This window comes from Mesorhizobium sp. CCNWLY176 (genome assembly GCF_037153935.1).
GTDB classification, from domain to species: domain Bacteria; phylum Pseudomonadota; class Alphaproteobacteria; order Rhizobiales; family Rhizobiaceae; genus Mesorhizobium_M; species Mesorhizobium_M zhangyense.
Genome location: NZ_JBBBDZ010000003.1, coordinates 390,868 through 408,614 on the forward strand (window position 1 = coordinate 390,868; position 17,747 = coordinate 408,614).

Below are 17,747 nucleotides of genomic sequence, written 5' to 3' on the forward strand. Positions count from 1 at the left end.
GCAGGCATGAACATCCTCGTCCTCTACGCCAATCCAGTCGAGACCAGCTTTGGCGCAGCGCTCCACAGCCTGATCGTCGAACGGTTGAGGACGAAGGGTCATAGCGTTGACGATTGCGATCTCTACGCAGAGGATTTCGACCCGCGCATGACGCGCGCCGAGCGCATCGGTTATCATGACGTTCCCGCCAATGTCGAAAGCGTGCGCAGCTATGTCGATCGGCTACAGCGCGCGGACGCGCTGGTGCTTTCCTTTCCTGTGTGGAACTACGGCTATCCCGCTATCCTGAAAGGCTTTTTCGATCGCGTCTTCCTGCCCGGCGTGTCGTTCAAGCTGGTCGCTGGCCGCACGGTGCCGACGCTTCACAATGTCAAAAAGGTCGCGGCCGTCACCACCTATGGCGGCAGCCGGCTCGCTGCGTTGCTGGTTGGCGATCCGCCGCGAAAGATCATCACGCGGGTGTTGCGCGCGACGGTGAAACCGGGAGCGCCGGTTTCCTATCTGGCGCACTATTCCATGAATCTTTCGACACCCGCCTCGCGCGAAAAATTCATGGCGAAGGTCACGGCGCAGATGGACTCGTTCTGATGCGGGTGCTGGTTGTCTATTGCCATCCCGTGCCTGAAAGCTTCTGCGCGGCGGTGCGCGATGCGGCGATCGAGGCGATCAACGCCAAGGGCTGCGAAGCGCGCCTCGTCGATCTCTATGCGGAAAACTTCGACCCCGTCATGCGCGACGACGAGCGGCGTTTCTACAATGATCGTCGGCCGGTAGACCCGGCGCTTGAAACGCATATCGAGCACCTGAAATGGGCGCAGGCAATCGTCTTCATCTACCCGACATGGTGGTACGGCCTGCCGGCGATGCTGAAAGGCTGGCTCGACAGGGTGTGGGCGACCGAGGTCGCCTTCGAACTGCCCAAGGGCAAGGGCGCGATCAGGCCGCTGATGACGCATGTGTCGAAGATCGCCGTCATCACCACCTGCGGTGCGCCGCGCTGGTGGTCGCATGTCGTCGGCCATCCCGGCCGCAAGACCATCCTGCGCGGCATCCGCGCGCTCTGCGCCCGGCGCTGCCGCACGATGTTTCTGGCGCACTACATGATGGACACCTCGACGCCGAAAAGCCGCGATGCGTTTCTGGGGCAGGTGAGGCGCAAGCTGGCGGCTTTTTGAGGCGCTATATCCTGACCCGCTCCGACTTCGGATCATACATCGGTTTCAGCGACGCCTCGGCTGGAAAACGTTCGCCGGCGATCTCGATCTCGTAGGACGAGCCGAGCAAATCGGCCTCGCTCTCACCCTTGGCCGGCACATAGCCGAGGCCTATGGCGCCGCCGAGGTGATGGCCGTAATTGCCCGAGGTGATGGTGCCGACGATCCTGCCATCGCGCACAATCGCTTCGTTGTGGAACAGCAGCGGCTCCGGGTCAGTGAGGCGGAATTGCACCAGCCGGCGTGACAGGCCGGCATCCTTCTTTGCCAGCACGGCGTCTCGACCGATGAACTCTCCCTTGCCGGTCTTCACGGCAAAGCCGAGGCCGGCTTCCAGCACATGGTCTTCGTCGGTGATGTCGTGGCCGAAATGGCGGAAGGCCTTTTCGATGCGGCAGGAATCCAGCGTGTGCAGGCCGCAGAGTTTCAGGTCGAACTCCCGACCGGCTTCCTCCAGCGCCTCGAAGACATGGGCTGTCTGGTCGGTCGAGACATAGAGTTCCCAGCCGAGTTCGCCGACATAAGTGACGCGGTGCGCGCGCGCCAGCCCCATGCCGATCTCGATCTCCTGGAAGGTGCCGAACGGATTGTTTTCGTTGGAAAAGTCGTTCGGGCTGACTCGTCTGATCAGCTCGCGCGACTGCGGTCCCATCAGGCAGAGCACGCTTTCTGAAGCCGTCACATCGGTGATGACGACGAACTCGTCGCGTAGATGCTTGCGCAGCCATGCCAGATCGCGCTGCAAGGTCGCGCCGGGCACCACGGCGAAGAAGGCCGTTTCGGAAAGCCGCGAGATGGTGAGATCGTTCTCGATGCCGCCGCGCGCATTCAGCATCTGCGTGTAGACTATTTTTCCGGGAGCGACATTGAGGTCGTTGGCGCACATGCGTTGCAGGAAGGCCAGTGCATCGCGGCCCTCGATCCTGATCTTGCCGAAGGAGGTCATGTCGAACAGGCCGACATTGCTGCGCACGGCAAGGTGCTCGTCGCGCTGGTTGTCGAACCAGTTCTGCCGTTTCCAGGAATATTTGTATTCGCGCTCCTGACCCTCGCGGGCGAACCAGTTGGGGCGTTCCCAGCCGGCGACTTCGCCGAACACAGCGCCGCGCGCCTTGAGATGCTCGTGGATCGGCGAGCGGCGCACGCCGCGCGAGGTCGCCATCTGGCGGTAGGGGAAATGGTCCGCATAGAGCAGGCCGAGCGTCTCGGACACGCGCTCCTTGAGATAGGCGCGGTTCTTCTGGAATGGCTGGGCGCGGCGGATGTCGACTTCCCACAGGTCGAAGGGCGCTTCGCCGTCATTGATCCATTGCGCCAGCGCCATGCCGGCACCGCCGGACGAGACGATACCGATGGAATTGTAGCCTGCCGCCACCCAGTAGCCGCCAAGCTCCGGCGCTTCGCCGAGATAATAGCGGTCGTCGGGCGTAAAGCTCTCCGGGCCGTTGAAAAAGGTGTGGATGCCGGCGGTGCCGAGCATCGGCATGCGGTTCACGCCCATTTCGAGGATGGGCTCGAAATGCTCGAAATCCTCCGGCAACTGGTCGAAGCAGAAATCCTCTGAAATGCCGTTCATGCCCCACGGCTTGGCGACCGGTTCGAAAGCGCCAAGCATCATCTTGCCGGCGTCTTCCTTGTAGTAGGCGCATTCGTCCGGCACGCGCAGAACGGGGAGGCGGCCGAGGCCCTGGATGGCTTCGGTGACGAGGTAAAAATGCTCGCAGGCGTGCAGCGGCACGGTCACGCCCAACATGGCGCCCAGCTCGCGCGCCCACATGCCGGCGCAGTTGATCACAACATCGCTTTCGATCGTGCCTTGCTCATCGCCCTTGGCCCATGAGACGCCGGTGACGCGGCCGTTCTTCTGGTGCACGGCGGTGACCTTGACGTTCTCGACGATCTTCGCGCCGCGCTGGCGTGCGCCCTTGGCCAGCGCCATGGCGATGTTGGCCGGGTCGCATTGGCCGTCGAGCGGCAGGTGCACCGCGCCGACCACATCGGCCACGTTGAGATGCGGATACATCTCTTTGACTTCGTTCGGTGAAATCTCGCGCACATCGACATCGAAGGCGCGCGCCAGCGAGGCCTGACGATAGATTTCGTGCTTGCGTTCTTCGGTCAACGCCACCGTGATCGACCCGACCTGGCGCATGCCGGTTGCGACTTCGGTTTCTTCTTCCAGCTTGACGTAGAGATCGGCGGAATATTTGGCGAGCCGCGTCATGTTCTGCGAAGCGCGCAACTGGCCGATCAGCCCGGCGGCATGCCATGTCGTGCCCGATGTGAGCTGCTTGCGCTCCAGAAGCACGATGTCGGTCCAGCCGAGCTTGGCGAGGTGATAGGCGACTGAACAGCCGGATACGCCGCCGCCGATGATAACGGCGCGAGCTTTTTGCGGCAGAGAACTCATGCTTGCTTGCTTTCCTTGGATGGGCTGTAGGTGGCAGCGAAGCGCTTTACGCGCGCTGCTGCTTCAAGAAGAATTTCCTCCGGCTGGCAGAGGCTGATGCGGATATGGCCGGCGGCGGCGTCGCCGAAGCTGACGCCGGGCATCACGGCGACCTTCTCGGCGTTGAGGAACGCCCAGGCGAAGCTTTCGCAATCCGGCTCGATGGCGCTGATGTCGAGCATGACATACATGCCGCCTTCGGAACCGCGCACGGTGACATTGTTCAGCCCGCGCACCGCGTCGAGGAAAACGGCGCGTCGTGCCGTATAGCGCTCGGCGATCTCCTTGACGCCATAGGCGTTCTCCATCGCCTCGACCGCTGCGCGGCTGACGAAATCGGTCAGCCCGTAGGTGGTGACGAGATTGAGGCTGATGAGCAGGCTGACCAGTTCCTTCGGCGCAGTCAGCCAGCCGATGCGCCAGCCGGTCATGCCGTGGCTTTTTGACATGGAATTGATGACCAGCGTGCGCTCGGCCATGCCGGGCAGCGAACGCGGCGAGATGTGCTCGCCGCCGCCCAGCGTCCAGTAGACCTCGTCGGAAAACAGCCAGAGATCATGCTTGCGGCAGATTTCCGCGATGCCTTCCAGGCTTTTGCGGGAGTAGACCGCGCCGGTCGGGTTGTTGGGCGTGTTGATGAGGATCGCCTTGGTGTTTGGGCGCACCGCTGCGGCGATATCTTCGGCGCGCGGCTGGAACCCGTCCGCGGCGCGGGTCTCGACGATGGTGAATTCAGCGCCCGCGGCGCGGAATGTCGGCGGGTAGGTGGCATAATAGGGCGCGACCACGATGGCGTGGTCGCCCGGATCGAGTGCTGCCTGTGCTGCGGCAAACAGCGCGAGCTGGCCGCCGGGTGTGGCGATCACCTCGTCGGCGGTGGTGGGCACGCCGGTGCATTGCGTGGAGAGCTTCGCCATGGCCGCGCGCAGGCGCGGGATGCCGGGGAGCTGCGTGTAGTGGTGATAACCGGCGTGCACGGCGGTGACGCAGGCTTCGACGGTTTCGGCGGGCGTGTCGAAATCATGATCGCCGACCGAGAGCATGATGATGTCCTCGCCAGCCTCCTTGCGGTTCATGGCGGCGAAATGGACTTCCCAGCCATCCTTGCCGGACGGCGTGATGCCGGAAATGCGGGATGAGGGTTTGGGCATGTTACGCTCTCAATCTTTCATTCTTCGGGTCCCACAGGGGCTGGTCTTCCTGCACCACCGCGGGGAAATTCTCGCCAAAGATTTCCACCTGCACTTTCGTGCCGGGCACTGCCAGGTCGGCGCGGATCGTGCCGAGCGCGATCGATTTGCCGACACGGTAACCCCAGCCACCAGAGGTGGTTTCACCGACGATCCTGCCTTCATAGAGGACGGTCGACATATAGGGCGCGTCGTGATGGCCAGCCTCGACCACAAGCGTCACAAAACGCTTCTTCACGCCCTGCTGCCGTTCGCTGAGCAGTGCGGCCTTGCCCTTGAAATCCGGCTTGTCCCATTTGACGAAGCGCTCGAGCCCGCCTTGCAGAACGGTGTAGTCGGTGGAGAGATCGCCCTTCCAGGCGCGGTAGCCCTTTTCCAGACGCAGCGAATCCAGTGCGAACATGCCGAAGGGTTTCAGGCCGTGTTTTTGCCCGGCAGTCCAGACGGCGTCGAAGATCGCCGCCGTGTCCTCCACCTTGCTGTGGATTTCCCAGCCGAGTTCTCCGGCAAAGGAAACGCGCACGAGCTGGCACCAGCGGCCGGCGATCCGCTTGGTTTGCATCGAAAGCCAGGGCCGCTGGACGTCAAGATCTGTCAAATCGGCGAGGATATCGCGTGACTTGGGTCCCGTCAGGATCTGGCAGGAAAACCGGTCTGTCATGTTCTCGATTTGAATCAGTGAGCCTTTCGGTAGATTCTGATGCAGCCATTCAAAGTCATGCAACTCCGCAAGCGCTGCGGTGATCAGCATAAAACGTTCACCATCATCAAGCTGCAACGGCATGATCGACATTTCGGTGACGATGCGGCCCTTGTCGTCGGCGAAATAGGCGAGCCCGATGCGGCGCGGTTTCGGCACTAAGCCGGTGATCAGCGAAGACAGCCAGTCGCGCGCGCCGTCGCCCGAAACCATGAAGCGTGAGAATCCGGGCAGGTCGAGAATGCCGGCGGCGTCGCGCACGGCCAGGCATTCCTCGCGAATGCGTTTCTCCCACGGGCCGGAGCGGGCGAAAGTCTGGGTGGACTCTTCGGAAGTGTCGTCGCCTTCCTTCGCGAACCAGGTCGCGCGCTCCCAGCCATTATAGGCGTTGAACTGCGCGCCGAGAGCGGCGATGCGGTCGTGGATCGGCGACAGTTTTTGTCCACGGCCAGCCGGCCAGGCATGGCGTGGAAAATGGATGGCGTATTCGTGGCCGTAGATCTCCATGCCCTTGGCCACGGCATAGTCTTTGTCGGCGGCGTATGAGGTGAAGCGGCGCGGGTCGCACGACCACATGTCCCATTCGGTCTGGCCCTGCGTCACCCACTCGGCCAGCACCTTGCCGGCCCCGCCGGCCTGGGCAATGCCGAAGGTGAAGACGCAGGCCTCGAAGGCGTTGGGCACGCCGGGCATCGGGCCGATCAGTGGGTTGCCGTCGGGTGCGTAGGGGATAGGACCGTTGATGACCTTGGAAAGCCCGGCGGTGCCGAGGATAGGCACGCGGGCTATGGCGTCGTTGAGATACCATTCCAGCCGCTCCAGATCGTCCGGGTAGAGCTGGAACGAAAAATCATCGGGCATCGGATCGTTAGGGGTTGCCCAATGGGCGCGGCAGTTGCGCTCATAGGGGCCGAGATTCATGCCGTTCTTTTCCTGCCGCAGGTAATAGGAGCTGTCGACGTCGCGCAGCAGCGGCAGCTTGTGTCCGGCCTCTTTCGACCATGCGGCCAGTTCGGGGATTTCCTCGAACAGGATGTATTGATGGCTCATCACCATCATCGGCACGTCGCGGCCGAACATCTTTCCGACTTCCTGCGCACGGTAGCCGGCGGCGTTGACGACATATTCGCAGCGGATTTCGCCTTGCGGCGTCGAGACGATCCATTCGCCATTCTCGCGGCGCACGCCGCTGACCGGGCAGAAGCGGATGATCTTTGCGCCCATGTCGCGCGCGCCCTTCGCCAGCGCCTGCGTCAGCTGCGCCGGATCGATGTCGCCATCGCTCGGATCGTAGAGCGCGCCTTGCAGTTCATGCGTTTCGATGAAGGGATAGCGCGCCTTGATCTCGTCGGTTCCGACCACCTCGATATCCATGCCCTGATAGCGGCCCATGCCCCGGGCGCGCTGGAACTCCTGCATGCGCTCCTTCGAGTGGGCGAGCCGCAGCGAACCGGTGACGTGGTAGTTCATGGGGTAGTCGACTTCCGCCGCCAGACCCCGGTAGAGCTCTGTCGAATAGCGCTGCATGTTCATCAGCGACCAGGACGAGGAGAAAGTCGGCACATTGCCGGCTGCGTGCCACGTCGAGCCGGAGGTCAGCTCGTTCTTTTCGAGCAGCACGCAGTCCGTCCAGCCGGCCTTGGCCAGATGATAGAGCGCCGAGACGCCGACAGCTCCGCCGCCGATGATGACCACGCGCGCCGTTGTCGGAATTCCGGCCATGCTCTGCTCCTCCTTGATGCCTTCAATAGACCGGTGGCGAGATCACCCATATGACCACCGCCGGTTCGTTCCCCGGATTTTTCCACCGGAACGGCTTGCCGTCGAACCTGAAACTGTCGCCTTCCGCGAGGCTGTGCCAGTTGCCGTCGATCTCGATGTCGAAGCGGCCTGAGACGAGATAGCCGGCTTCCTCGGTCGGCCGATGCGCCGGCGTCTTCAATTCTGCGCCGGGTGCGAATTCGGATCGCAGCATTTCGAAGCTTCCGCCAAGGTCCGGCGAAAGAAGCTCTTCCACCAGGCCGGAATCGCTTGTGCCAAGCGAGCGGCGGCGGCCCGCGCGCACGATCACGCCGCGCTCGGCCTCTTCCGGTACGTCGTGGCCGAAGAACAGGCTGACCGGCACGCCGAACAGATCGGCGAAGGCGCGCAGGTCACCGATCGAAGGCGTCGACAGGCCGCGCTCGACCTGGCTCAGCCAGCCGACCGAACGCCCAAGTTTCAGCGCAATCTCGGACAATGTAAGGCCTCGCGCCTTTCGCAGCGCGCGCAGGTCCCGCGCCAGCAGCGCATTCGCGCCGTCTGGAAAGGGGCTGTCTGCCGCTATGTGCCGGGACTTTTGAAGCGACATGAAAATTCCTCAAGAAATTTCATCAGATGTCAATTTCGTGAAAAATTCAAGCAGAATTTCATGAAACGCAGGTAGTGCTTGCGAGAGTCAAGAGGCTGGTGCAAATGCAGGTTTCGCGAAAGGATGATGACGAGCGTTCTTTGGATCGCAGCCGCATCGAGAAGGAACTGTTCATGCTGGCACGTGGGGCCGCAGCCAACGCCAAGGACGAAACCGCAATCGTCGACGAGGCCATCGTGTCGCGTCGTTCGGTGCGGGCTTTCCTGCCGACGCCTGTCGATGACGCCGTGATCCGGGAAATCCTGGATGTCGCCGCGCGCGCGCCGTCGGGCACGAACATGCAGCCGTGGAAGGTCTACGTCACCAAGGGCGAGAGCAAGCAGCGCATCACCGACGCGATCCTCAACTCGGGCATTCGCGCGGAAAAGGCGAACTGGGACGAGTACAAATATTATCCCGACCAGTTCTTCGAGCCTTATCTGGCACGCCGCCGTGCCAACGGCTTCGGCCTCTACAGCGTGCTTGGCATCGGCCGGCGCGAGGTCGAGCGCATGCGCGCCCAGCACGACCGCAACTTCGTCTTCTTCGACGCGCCGGTCGGCATGATCTTCACCATCGACCGCCGGCTCAACCAGGGCTCGTGGATCGACTACGGCATGTTCCTGCAGAACATCATGATTGCGGCGCGGGGCAGGGGTCTGCACACCTGCCCGCAGGCGGCATTTGCGCCCTATCACAATCAGATCAGGCCGGTTCTTGATATTCCGGATGAGGAAATCGTCGTTTGCGGCATGGCACTCGGCCATGAGGACACGACCAAGCCGGAAAGCACCTTCCGCACCGACCGTGCGCCGCAGGAAGAGTGGGTGACGTTTCGCGAGTGATCCTGCCGCGTCTGTGACGGACGGCTAGCGGAGCGTCATAGCTACTCGCCCAATTCCTTTTCCAGATTTGCGGTAACGCCGCGCAGCATTGCCAGATATGCCTGTGCGTCTTTTTCCCCGAGGCCGTTGAGCGCAGCCGCATTGACCGCGGCGATCGCTTCGCGCACGCCGGGTATCTTTTCCATGGCTTTTGGCGTCAGCGAGTAGAAGGCGCTCCTGCCATCGTCCGGATTGGGCGCGCGGGCGACAAGTCCATCGCGTTCCATGCGCGACAACGTTGCGGCCATGGTCGGCTGCTCGATCGCGGCTATTTCGGTCAGGGCCTTCTGCGATAGCGCGCCACCATCGCCAAGGGCGAAGAAGACGGGCAACTGGCCGGATGACAGGCCGAGTTCCTTCAATCGTCGGTCGATGGCTTTCGCAAACAGGCGCGCCGCCCAGTTGGTGAGATAGCCGGCTGATTTTTCGCGCGAAAACTTCATCTGCATAGCTTGCGATTTATATCGCATGCCACGTTTGCCGCAAGCGGGCGCTACCTCACCTCGTAGCCGACTTCTTCCGAGGCATGGCACAGAGCCGTCCAGAACGATCGCGCGAAAGAGCGGAAGACATAGATGTCGAACTGCGCCGGCGCGCTGCGCTGGATCTGCGCGAATATATCGTGGTGCACGGTCGAGCGCCCTGCGCCGACTGGAAAAGCCGTCAGCGAAAAGTCGATGGCGAAGAATTTTGCCAGCACCCATTCCGCCTTCGGGCCTGTGATGCGGATCGCGGTGCGGCCATGCGAAAGGTCGGTGACTGTTCCCGTCTCTGTCTTGACGGATTTCGCGAAGGCCTCGGCCAGTCCTTCCTGCTCGTCGACGACGAGGAATTTTCCGGGTGCAAAGCCGAAAGCAGCCTTAGTGCCGGTTGCCGCCCCGCCGCCAGCGCCGTCCGGCAGCGTCAGGCCGGCGACCTTCTTGATGGCCGCGATGATTGCCTTTTCCTCGCCATGCCATGCCGCAAGCTGAACGATCGAGCCCGGTGCGGTCTCTGACAGATAAACACCGACGCCGTCGGAAAAATTGCCGCGCGTGCCCGGTTTCCACACTGGCTTCAGCGGTGATTCCTGCTCAACCATGCATGCGGCTCCCTTCCGGATCGAAGAAATGGTGGCTGACGATCTCGACCGGGCCGAAGCGCTTGCGCAGCGGATCGGAAATGAAGGCGCGGGTGCCGCGCCTTGCCTTGCCGCCCTTGACCAGCGCCAGGCCGATATATTTGCCGAGCGAGGGCGAATAGCAGGCGGCGGTGAGATGGCCGAGCGAGCCGTGCGGATTGGCCTCGTCCAGTTCCTCGACGATATGCGCGCCACCGTTCAGTGGGCGGTTGTCGAGCGAGACGATGCCGACGAGTTGCAACCGATCGTCTGCTACCAGCCCTTCGCGATCCATCATCGCTGAGCCGATGAACGGCTTCTTCTTCGACAGCATCCAGTCGAGATGCAGGTCGCGCGCGGTGGTGCGGCCGTCGATTTCCGCGCCGGTGACATGGCCCTTTTCGATGCGCATGGTGCCCAGCGCTTCCAGCCCGTAGGGCACGATGGCGAAGGGCTCGCCGGCCTTCATCAGCGCTTGCCATACATGGGTGCCATGGCCTGCGCCGCTATAGACCTCATAGGCCAGTTCGCCGGAGAAGGAGAGGCGGCAGATCATCACCGGCGCCCCGTCGATCTCGCCGTAGACGATGCCCATGAAGGGCAGGGCCTCGTTGTCGACCCTGGTGCCGGTGACGCAGGCCGCCAGCACATCGCGCGATTTCGGCCCGGAGATTGCCGCACCCGCCCACTGGTCTGTCACGGAAGTGAGTTGCACCTTCAGCTCCGGCCAGACGACATCGAGCAGGTACTCGAGATGCTGCATGACCTTGCCGGCGTTGGCCGTGGTCGTGGTCATCAGGAAATCATGCTCGCCGAGCCGCCATGTCGTGCCGTCGTCAAGGACAAGGCCGTCCTCTCGCAGCATCAGCCCGTAGCGCGCCTTGCCGATGGCAAGGGTGGAGAACATGTTGGTGTAGACGCGGTCGAGGAAAGCGCCGGCGTCCGGTCCCTGCACGGCGATCTTGCCGAGCGTCGAGACATCGACCAGCCCGACGCCGCCACGGACGGCTTTCGTTTCGCGCACATAAGCCTGTTCGATCGTCTCGCCGGACAGGCCGTAGATCATCGGGCGATGCCACAGGCCGGCGGCGTAGAATTCGGCACCGTTCTCGACATGCCAGTCATACATCGGCGTCAGGCGCTCGGGCCGAATGTCGCCGTAGCGTTCGCCGGCGAGCGAGCCGACAGAAACCGGCGCGAAAGGCGCGCGGAACCGCGTCGTGCCGACATCCGGGATCGGCTTTCCCAGCGTCTCGGCCATGATGGCAAGGCCCGGAATATTCGAGGTCTTGCCCTGGTCGGTCGCCATGCCGAGCGTGGTGTAGCGCTTCAGATGCTCGACCGAGACGAAGCCTTCGCGGTGAGCGAGGCGCACGTCGTCGGCCGTCACGTCGTGCTGGAGATCGACGAACGCCTTGCCCTTGGCCTTGATCTCGAAGACCGGCGCTGGGTTCGGGTCGAAGGCGTCGGCGTCTACCGAAGGCAGATCGTCGGTCTTGCCGTCACTGGCACCGGCTGCCGTGAGGCCAGCGGCATGACCTTCCTCGATCGCCTTCTCAGTCGAGAAGCTGCCGTTGAATGCGCCTGCGCCGACCCAGTTCTGTGTCGGTTTCGGCGGCAGGAACGCCTGCAGATCATTGTCCCATTCGGGCTTCAATCCGGCCTGGCTGGCGAGGTGGATGGTTGGGGACCAGCCGCCCGACACCAGCAGGCAATCGGCATGGATGCTGCGCGGGTCGCCGGATAGCGCGCCCGTCGCGGCGTTGATGCGCTGGACTTTTATGCCGGAAACCTGCGCACCGCCTTCCGTGGCGACCACAGCATGGCCAGCGAGATACTCGCCGCCGACTTCGCGCGCGATTTCGCGTCCCGCAACCGATGTGTCCTCACGCACGTCCACCATGGCGACGATCTCGGCACCTGCCTTCTTCAAAGCCTCCGCCGTGCGATAGGCGCTGTCATTGTTGGTGAAGATCGCGACCTTCTGCCCCGGCAGCACACCATACTGGTTGACGTAGCGGAGCGCTGCGCCCGCCAGCATCACGCCCGGCCGGTCGTTGCCCGGAAACACCAGCGGCCGCTCGAAAGCGCCGGTCGCCAGCACGACGGATTGCGTGCGGATGGTCCAGTGGCGGTGACGCGGCTCGCCCTTGGCCGGCGTGTTCCTGTGGTCGGCCACGCGCTCGATTGCCGATAGCGTGTTGCCGTCGTAATAGCCCCAGACGGTGGTGCGCGGCAGCACACGGACATTTGCGCGCGCCTTCAGGTCGCGTAGCGTCTCTGCCGCCCATTCGGCGGCTGGCAGGCCGTCGATCGTTTCGCCGGACCAGTTTGCCGAGCCGCCGGGCGTGGCGTCGAGTTCGGCCAGCATCACGCGCGCGCCGCTGTCGCTTGCCGCCTTCGCCGCCATCAGCCCGGCGGGGCCGGAGCCGACCACCAGCACGTCGCAGAAGGCGTTCATGCGCTCATAGCGCGACGGGTCTTTTTCCAGCCCGGCGCTGCCGAGGCCGGCGGCGCGGCGGATGAACCATTCGCAGAACATCCAGAAGCGGGTGCCTTTCAGCGGGCCGATAACCGGGCCCATGAAGGTCTTGTAATAGAAGCCTGCGCCCAGCACCTTGCTGCCGAGCTGGTTCAGCGCGCCGACATCATAGGCGAGCGAGGGGAAGCGGTTCTGGCTGACGACGTTCAGTCCGTCATAGATCTCCAGCATCGTCGCCGGAATGTTGGGTTCGCGCACCGCGCCGCTCAGCACCGTCACCAGCGCATTGGGCTCGTCGATGCCGGCGGTGAGCACGCCGCGCGGGCGGTGGTATTTGAACGAGCGGGCAAACAGCGTCACGCCATTGGCAAGTAGCGCCGATGCCAGCGTGTCGCCGGCATGGCCGGTAAAAAGCCTGCCGTCGAAGGTGAAGCGGATGGTGCGCAGGCGGTCGATCCGTCCGCCGGAAATGACGCGGCGCGGGCTCATGCCTTGGCTCCGGTCTTGCGGCGGCTGTCGGATTTCTTGTGGCCGGCGTCGCGGGCGAAGGAAACGCTGCCGACGACATGGGTCAGCGTATTGCGCGTGACGGCAAGATGCGCGCGGCAGCCGCCGGAATGCTGCCAGATTTCATGGTGCTCGCCGGCCGGGTTCAGCCGGTCGTAGACATAGGCGTTCCACACCTTCTGGTCGGTCGAGGCGGGATCGGGACGCATACGGTTGCCGTCACCCTGATAGGTGTATTCGGAAACGTCGCGCGAGCCGCAATAGGGGCAGGTGATCAGCATCTGGATTCTCTAATGCAGCCGCGGGGTCGAGCCCTGGCCCTTGTCGTCGATGATGGTGCCGCGATGGAAGCGGTCGAGCGTGAACGGCGCGTTGAATTCGTGCGGCTCGTCGCGGGCGATGGTATGGGCAAAGCACCAGCCAGAGGCCGGCGTCGCCTTGAAGCCGCCATAGCACCAGCCGCAGTTCAAATACATGCCGGGCAGGGGGCCGGTGGTGATGATGGGCGAACCATCCATCGACATGTCGCAGACGCCGCCCCATGAGCGCAGCACGCGAACCCGCGCAAGGCTCGGGAACAGTGCCAGCATCTCGCTCATCACTTCCTCGACGATCGGCAGGTTTCCGCGTTGGGCATAGCTGTTGTAGCCGTCGAGGTCGCCGCCATAGACGAGACCGCCCTTGTCGGATTGCGAGGCATAGAAGTGCCCCATGCCGAAGGTGAGAACGGTGTGGAGAAAGGGCTTCAGCGATTCCGAGACGAAGGCCTGCAGCACATGGCTTTCGATCGGCATCGTGTCGATGCCGGCCATGCGCATGACGTGGCCGGTATGTCCGGCGACTGCGACGGCCACCTTTCCGGCGCGGATTTCGCCGCGCGTTGTATTCACTCCAACGACCCGGTCGCCGTCCTTGATGAAACCGGTGACTTCGCAATTCTCCAGAATATCGACGCCGCGGCGGTCCGCGCCGCGCGCATAGCCCCACGCCACAGCATCATGACGGGCCGTGCCGGCGCGCCGCTGCATAAGGCCACCGATGATCGGAAAGCGCGCCGAGGCGGAGACGTCGAGCCCCGGCACCAGCTTGGCGATCTGCGCCGGGGTCATCAGTTCGGCATCCACACCTTCGTGGCGCATGGCATTGCCGCGACGGGCATAGTCGTCGAGCTGGCCCGGCGTGTGGGCGAGGTTGAGGCAGCCGCGTTGTGAGAACATGACGTTGTAATTGAGTTCATGGGAGAGGTTCTCCCACAGCTTCATCGAGTGTTCGTAGAAGCGGACATTTTCCGGCAGGAGATAGTTGGAGCGCACGGCGGTGGTGTTGCGGCCGACATTGCCGGAGCCGAGATAGCCCTTTTCCAACACCGCGACATTGGTGATGCCGAATTCCTTGGCGAGATAATAGGCGGTTGAAAGGCCATGGCCACCGCCGCCGATGATGATCACGTCGTAGGCAGGCTTCGGCTCCGGCTTGCGCCAGGCCGGCTTCCAGTCCTGATTTCCGGTGAGCGCATTTTTCAGCAGCGCAAAGGCTGAGTATTCCGCCATTATGTCATTCGTCCAGTTAGGAAGGCGCAGACTATAGAGCAGGCGCGACCTGCAAGGCCAATATTGCGCCACGGGCTTTCGTATGGCCGACTTTGGCCTGCCGGATCAAGGCGGCTTGCCCCGCTGTCGCGCCATCTTTATCACTGTGCGACTTTTCACAACCGGTTCTGGAAGCTAGTGAGTCGCCCGATCAATCTCTTTTCCGCACTCTTGCGACGCTTTGCCGTCCTGATCCTGCTGGCCGTTCTGACGGCTGCCGGGCCCGTTGTCGCGGTCGCGCAGCCCTCTGACACGGTTGCCGATGCGGTGCCGGCTGCGATCGGGATCGTCGCTAGCCAGCGCGCGAAGATCGATACAATCACCAAGCAGGTCGACGATCTTGAAAAGAAGGTCGATGCCAGCGCCGACGACGATCTTGGCCTCGTCGAAATCCGCAGTGAACTGGAGCCGGTCGACAAGGCTCTGCTCGAAAGTGGTGTGGCCTTTCGCCCGCGCCTTGGCGAAATCAATGCCCGCATCGAGCAGCTTGGCGCGCCGCCTGCCGAGGGCCAGCCGCCTGAACCAGAAATGGTTTCCACCGAACGCCGCGCTTTGACAAACGAGAAAGCCGAAATAAACGTCCTGCTCGGCAAGGCGGAAGACCTGTCGGTTCGCGTCAACGGGCTGGCCAACAAGATCCAGACCATGCGCCGCGACCTGTTCGCCAACATGCTGACCAAGCGCTACCAGCTTAGCCAGGCATTCAGCGGGGAGGTCGGTCAGGAGATTCAGACGGAATTCTCGTCCTTCAACAGGTCGATTTCGTCCTGGCTGCGCTTCGCCTTCCAGTTCAAATTTCAGGCAATGGTCGGCGCGACCTTCTTTGCGCTGCTGGCTGCCGCCTTGTTGCAGTTCGTCGGCAAGCGGCTGGTCAGAAGGGTTATCGACCGCGATCCGACGATCGAGGATCCTTCCTATCTTGCGAGGTTGACGGTCGCATTCTGGTCGACGCTGCTGCCGAGCGTTGCGCTCTCGGTTTTCCTAAGTTCGACGATAGGGCTGTTCAACTATTTCAACGTCTTGCGCGGCGATATCGGTAGTTATCTCAACGGCCTTGTCGGCGTCATCTTCCTCACCTTCTTCGTCTACCGCCTGAGCCATGCGGCCTTGTCGCCGGACATGCCCAACTGGCGGCTTATCCCGATCGAATCCCGGCCTGCACGTGTGCTGGTCTGGCTGATGACGGCTATGGCACTGGTTGTCGGCCTCGACTATTTCATGGGGCTCATCAGCGAAACGCTCAGCTCGCCGCTTTCCGTCACCATCCTGAAAAGCCTTATCGCCGCCGTGATTGTCGGCGTGCTTCTGGTTCTCATCGGCAGTGTCAGGCCATTCGTCGATGGGCAGGGCGCGCGGCGCCGCTGGCCGGCGACCTTGCGTTTCCTGCTCTATTTTCTCGGCGCTGCCACGGTTGTTGCCGCACTGCTCGGCTATATCAGCTTCGCCCAGTTCATCTCGCAGCAGATCGTCGTCACCGGCGCGATGCTGGCGACGGCCTATATAGGCTTCCTCGCCGCGCGCGCGGTTTCGGAAGAGGGCAGCTTCAGCAACACCTTCATCGGAAGGCGCCTCAAAGCTCGCTTCGAGACCGAAGACACGACACTCGACCAGCTCGGCCTTGCGGCCAGCGTCTGCATCAACATCCTGATCGTCGTCGTTTTCCTGCCGCTGGTTCTGTTCCAGTGGGGATTCCAGCCGGGCGACATCGCGACATGGCTCAACAAGTTGGCGACCGGCTTTCAGATCGGCACCTTCTCGTTCTCGCCATTCGCCATCGTTACGGGTCTAGTCGTCTTTGCGATCGGCTATTTCATCACGCGCTGGTTCCAGAGCTGGCTCGACGATTCAGTCATGGCGCGCGGCAAGGTCGATACCGGCGTGCGCAATTCGATCCGCACGGTGGTCGGCTATGCCGGTCTGGCGCTTGCAGCACTGATCGGCATCTCGGCAGCCGGCATCAATCTCTCCAGCTTTGCCCTTGTCGCCGGCGGTCTGTCCCTCGGCATCGGTTTTGGCCTGCAGAATATCGTGCAGAATTTCGTCTCGGGCCTGATCCTTCTGGCCGAACGTCCGTTCAAGGCCGGCGACTGGATCGTCGCAGGCGCCACTTCGGGTACGGTCAAGAAGATCAGCGTGCGCGCCACCGAGATCGAGACGTTCCAGCGCCAGACCGTCATTCTCCCCAATTCGGAGCTGATCAACAGCGCGGTCGGCAACTGGACGCATCGCAACAAGCTCGGCCGCATCGAGATCAAGGTCGGCGTGGCCTACGGCTTCGATGCCAAGCGCGCGCATGAGATACTGCTTGAGATCACGCGCAACCATCCGCTCGTGCTCAAGAACCCGGAACCCTTCGTTTTGTTTGCCAATTTCGGCGCTGCCGCACTCGAGTTTGAGGTCCGTGCCTTCCTCGCCGATATCAACAATGGCAGCATTGTCCAGAACGATATCCGTTTCGCCATCCTTGACGCCTTCGGCAAGGAAGGCATTCCCATTCCGTCCACGGCGCGCTTCATCGAGCCGCCACCGGAGGAAAATTGGCCGATCGACGACGACAAGCTGGAGGCCGAGCACTATGAAAAGGAACAGGTCAAGGCCAAGGCGGCGGTTGAACGAGCGACCAAACGCAGGCCCAAGCGGCCCGATCCGGATTGAGATTGCGGCGCGGCCAATTGTGGCATGAACGTGTCATTCAGTTGCTGTTCAGGTTGGAATTCCTATAAGGTCGCTGCAAGGGGCAGGTGCGCCTTGCAAATGGCAACAGGGGCGGTGGAAACACCGACAATGCAATGATGAAATCTCTTCTTGCGGCCACGGTGCTTCTTGGCTTGGGCAACGCAGCCTTTGGCGCGAGTGCCGTCAACAAGGATGCCGAGCCCCGCACGCTGATCGTGACGGAAGGCGGCAGCAAGTCCGAATTGTCGCTTGCCGGCGGCGAGACCGTGGAATTCTGCTCGAGCGGCTGCTTCGTCACCATGCCCAATGGCGATCGCGAGGCGCTGACCGGCAGCGAGACGATCGAAATCTCGGGCGGAGTCGCTCGCATCAAGTAAATTGCCCTCAAAGGGCGGAGGCGGAGGGCCGGGCGATCTGCCCGGCCTTTTATCGTCCGAGGTAGCGCAATCTTAACGATGACAGGCGAAATCGCGGCTCTTTGGCAGCGTCAAACCTGCCCGTTTAACCTTCCGTAGCGCTATGGTAGTTATACCCCGCCCAAAACGCCTACAAATGGCGTAATGCGGAA

Annotated in this window: 14 protein-coding genes; 5 read left to right on the forward strand and 9 right to left on the reverse strand. The window is 62.6% G+C overall.

Annotated elements, in window-relative coordinates:
* The first annotated feature begins 6 nt into the window (after positions 1-6).
* The gene (locus WBQ96_RS07500) at positions 7-588 is read left to right on the forward strand and encodes an NAD(P)H-dependent oxidoreductase (RefSeq protein WP_336548840.1); all 582 of its coding nucleotides are present in this window, start codon (positions 7-9) and stop codon (positions 586-588) included.
* The gene (locus WBQ96_RS07505) at positions 588-1,175 is read left to right on the forward strand and encodes an NAD(P)H-dependent oxidoreductase (protein WP_336548843.1); all 588 of its coding nucleotides are present in this window, start codon (positions 588-590) and stop codon (positions 1,173-1,175) included. The genes WBQ96_RS07500 and WBQ96_RS07505 overlap by 1 nt, the downstream gene beginning before the upstream one ends.
* 4 nt (positions 1,176-1,179) lie before the next feature.
* Here the strand turns inward: WBQ96_RS07505 and WBQ96_RS07510 are convergent, their stop codons facing one another.
* Genes WBQ96_RS07510 through WBQ96_RS07525 form a run of 4 tightly spaced genes read right to left on the reverse strand, consistent with a single transcriptional unit; the run spans position 1,180 to position 7,903 of the window.
* Entirely contained in the window at positions 1,180-3,624 is a 2,445-nt protein-coding gene (locus tag WBQ96_RS07510) for a GcvT family protein (RefSeq protein ID WP_336548844.1), read from the reverse strand.
* Positions 3,621-4,814, reverse strand: coding sequence for a pyridoxal phosphate-dependent aminotransferase (locus WBQ96_RS07515; protein ID WP_336548846.1), 1,194 nt, complete (start codon positions 4,812-4,814; stop codon positions 3,621-3,623). Before WBQ96_RS07515 ends, WBQ96_RS07510 begins: the two co-directional genes overlap by 4 nt.
* A gap of 1 nt (position 4,815) precedes the next feature.
* A complete protein-coding gene (locus tag WBQ96_RS07520) occupies positions 4,816-7,275 on the reverse strand; it encodes a GcvT family protein (RefSeq protein ID WP_336548848.1) in 2,460 nt (819 codons plus the stop codon).
* Positions 7,276-7,297: 22 nt separating this feature from the next.
* Positions 7,298-7,903 (reverse strand): helix-turn-helix domain-containing protein, encoded by a 606-nt coding sequence (locus WBQ96_RS07525; protein WP_442920804.1) that lies wholly within the window; start codon positions 7,901-7,903, stop codon positions 7,298-7,300.
* A 173-nt stretch (positions 7,904-8,076) separates the two neighbouring features.
* Here WBQ96_RS07525 and WBQ96_RS07530 point away from each other — a divergent pair, with 173 nt between their 5' ends.
* Positions 8,077-8,787, forward strand: coding sequence for a nitroreductase (locus WBQ96_RS07530; RefSeq protein ID WP_165116777.1), 711 nt, complete (start codon positions 8,077-8,079; stop codon positions 8,785-8,787).
* 41 nt (positions 8,788-8,828) lie between these two features.
* On the opposite strand, the gene WBQ96_RS07535 is transcribed toward WBQ96_RS07530, so the two are convergent.
* Genes WBQ96_RS07535 through WBQ96_RS07555 form a run of 5 tightly spaced genes read right to left on the reverse strand, consistent with a single transcriptional unit; the run spans position 8,829 to position 14,464 of the window.
* Positions 8,829-9,269, reverse strand: coding sequence for a MarR family winged helix-turn-helix transcriptional regulator (locus WBQ96_RS07535; RefSeq protein WP_336548850.1), 441 nt, complete (start codon positions 9,267-9,269; stop codon positions 8,829-8,831).
* Between the two features lie 50 nt (positions 9,270-9,319).
* Positions 9,320-9,907: a sarcosine oxidase subunit gamma gene (locus WBQ96_RS07540; RefSeq protein WP_336548852.1), complete on the reverse strand. Its 588-nt coding sequence runs from the start codon at positions 9,905-9,907 to the stop codon at positions 9,320-9,322.
* On the reverse strand, positions 9,900-12,896 hold the full coding sequence (locus WBQ96_RS07545) for a sarcosine oxidase subunit alpha (RefSeq protein WP_336548854.1): 2,997 nt from the start codon (positions 12,894-12,896) through the stop codon (positions 9,900-9,902). Before WBQ96_RS07545 ends, WBQ96_RS07540 begins: the two co-directional genes overlap by 8 nt.
* Positions 12,893-13,195 carry a sarcosine oxidase subunit delta gene (locus tag WBQ96_RS07550; RefSeq protein ID WP_336548856.1) on the reverse strand — a complete coding sequence of 101 codons (303 nt, stop codon included), beginning with the start codon at positions 13,193-13,195 and terminating at the stop codon, positions 12,893-12,895. Before WBQ96_RS07550 ends, WBQ96_RS07545 begins: the two co-directional genes overlap by 4 nt.
* A gap of 9 nt (positions 13,196-13,204) precedes the next feature.
* Positions 13,205-14,464 carry a sarcosine oxidase subunit beta family protein gene (locus WBQ96_RS07555; protein WP_336548858.1) on the reverse strand — a complete coding sequence of 420 codons (1,260 nt, stop codon included), beginning with the start codon at positions 14,462-14,464 and terminating at the stop codon, positions 13,205-13,207.
* A gap of 177 nt (positions 14,465-14,641) precedes the next feature.
* On the opposite strand from WBQ96_RS07555, the gene WBQ96_RS07560 reads away from it, so the two are divergent.
* Positions 14,642-17,158 carry a mechanosensitive ion channel family protein gene (locus tag WBQ96_RS07560; protein ID WP_336548860.1) on the forward strand — a complete coding sequence of 839 codons (2,517 nt, stop codon included), beginning with the start codon at positions 14,642-14,644 and terminating at the stop codon, positions 17,156-17,158.
* Between the two features lie 134 nt (positions 17,159-17,292).
* Positions 17,293-17,556: a hypothetical protein gene (locus WBQ96_RS07565; protein ID WP_336548861.1), complete on the forward strand. Its 264-nt coding sequence runs from the start codon at positions 17,293-17,295 to the stop codon at positions 17,554-17,556.
* Positions 17,557-17,747: the final 191 nt, after the last annotated feature.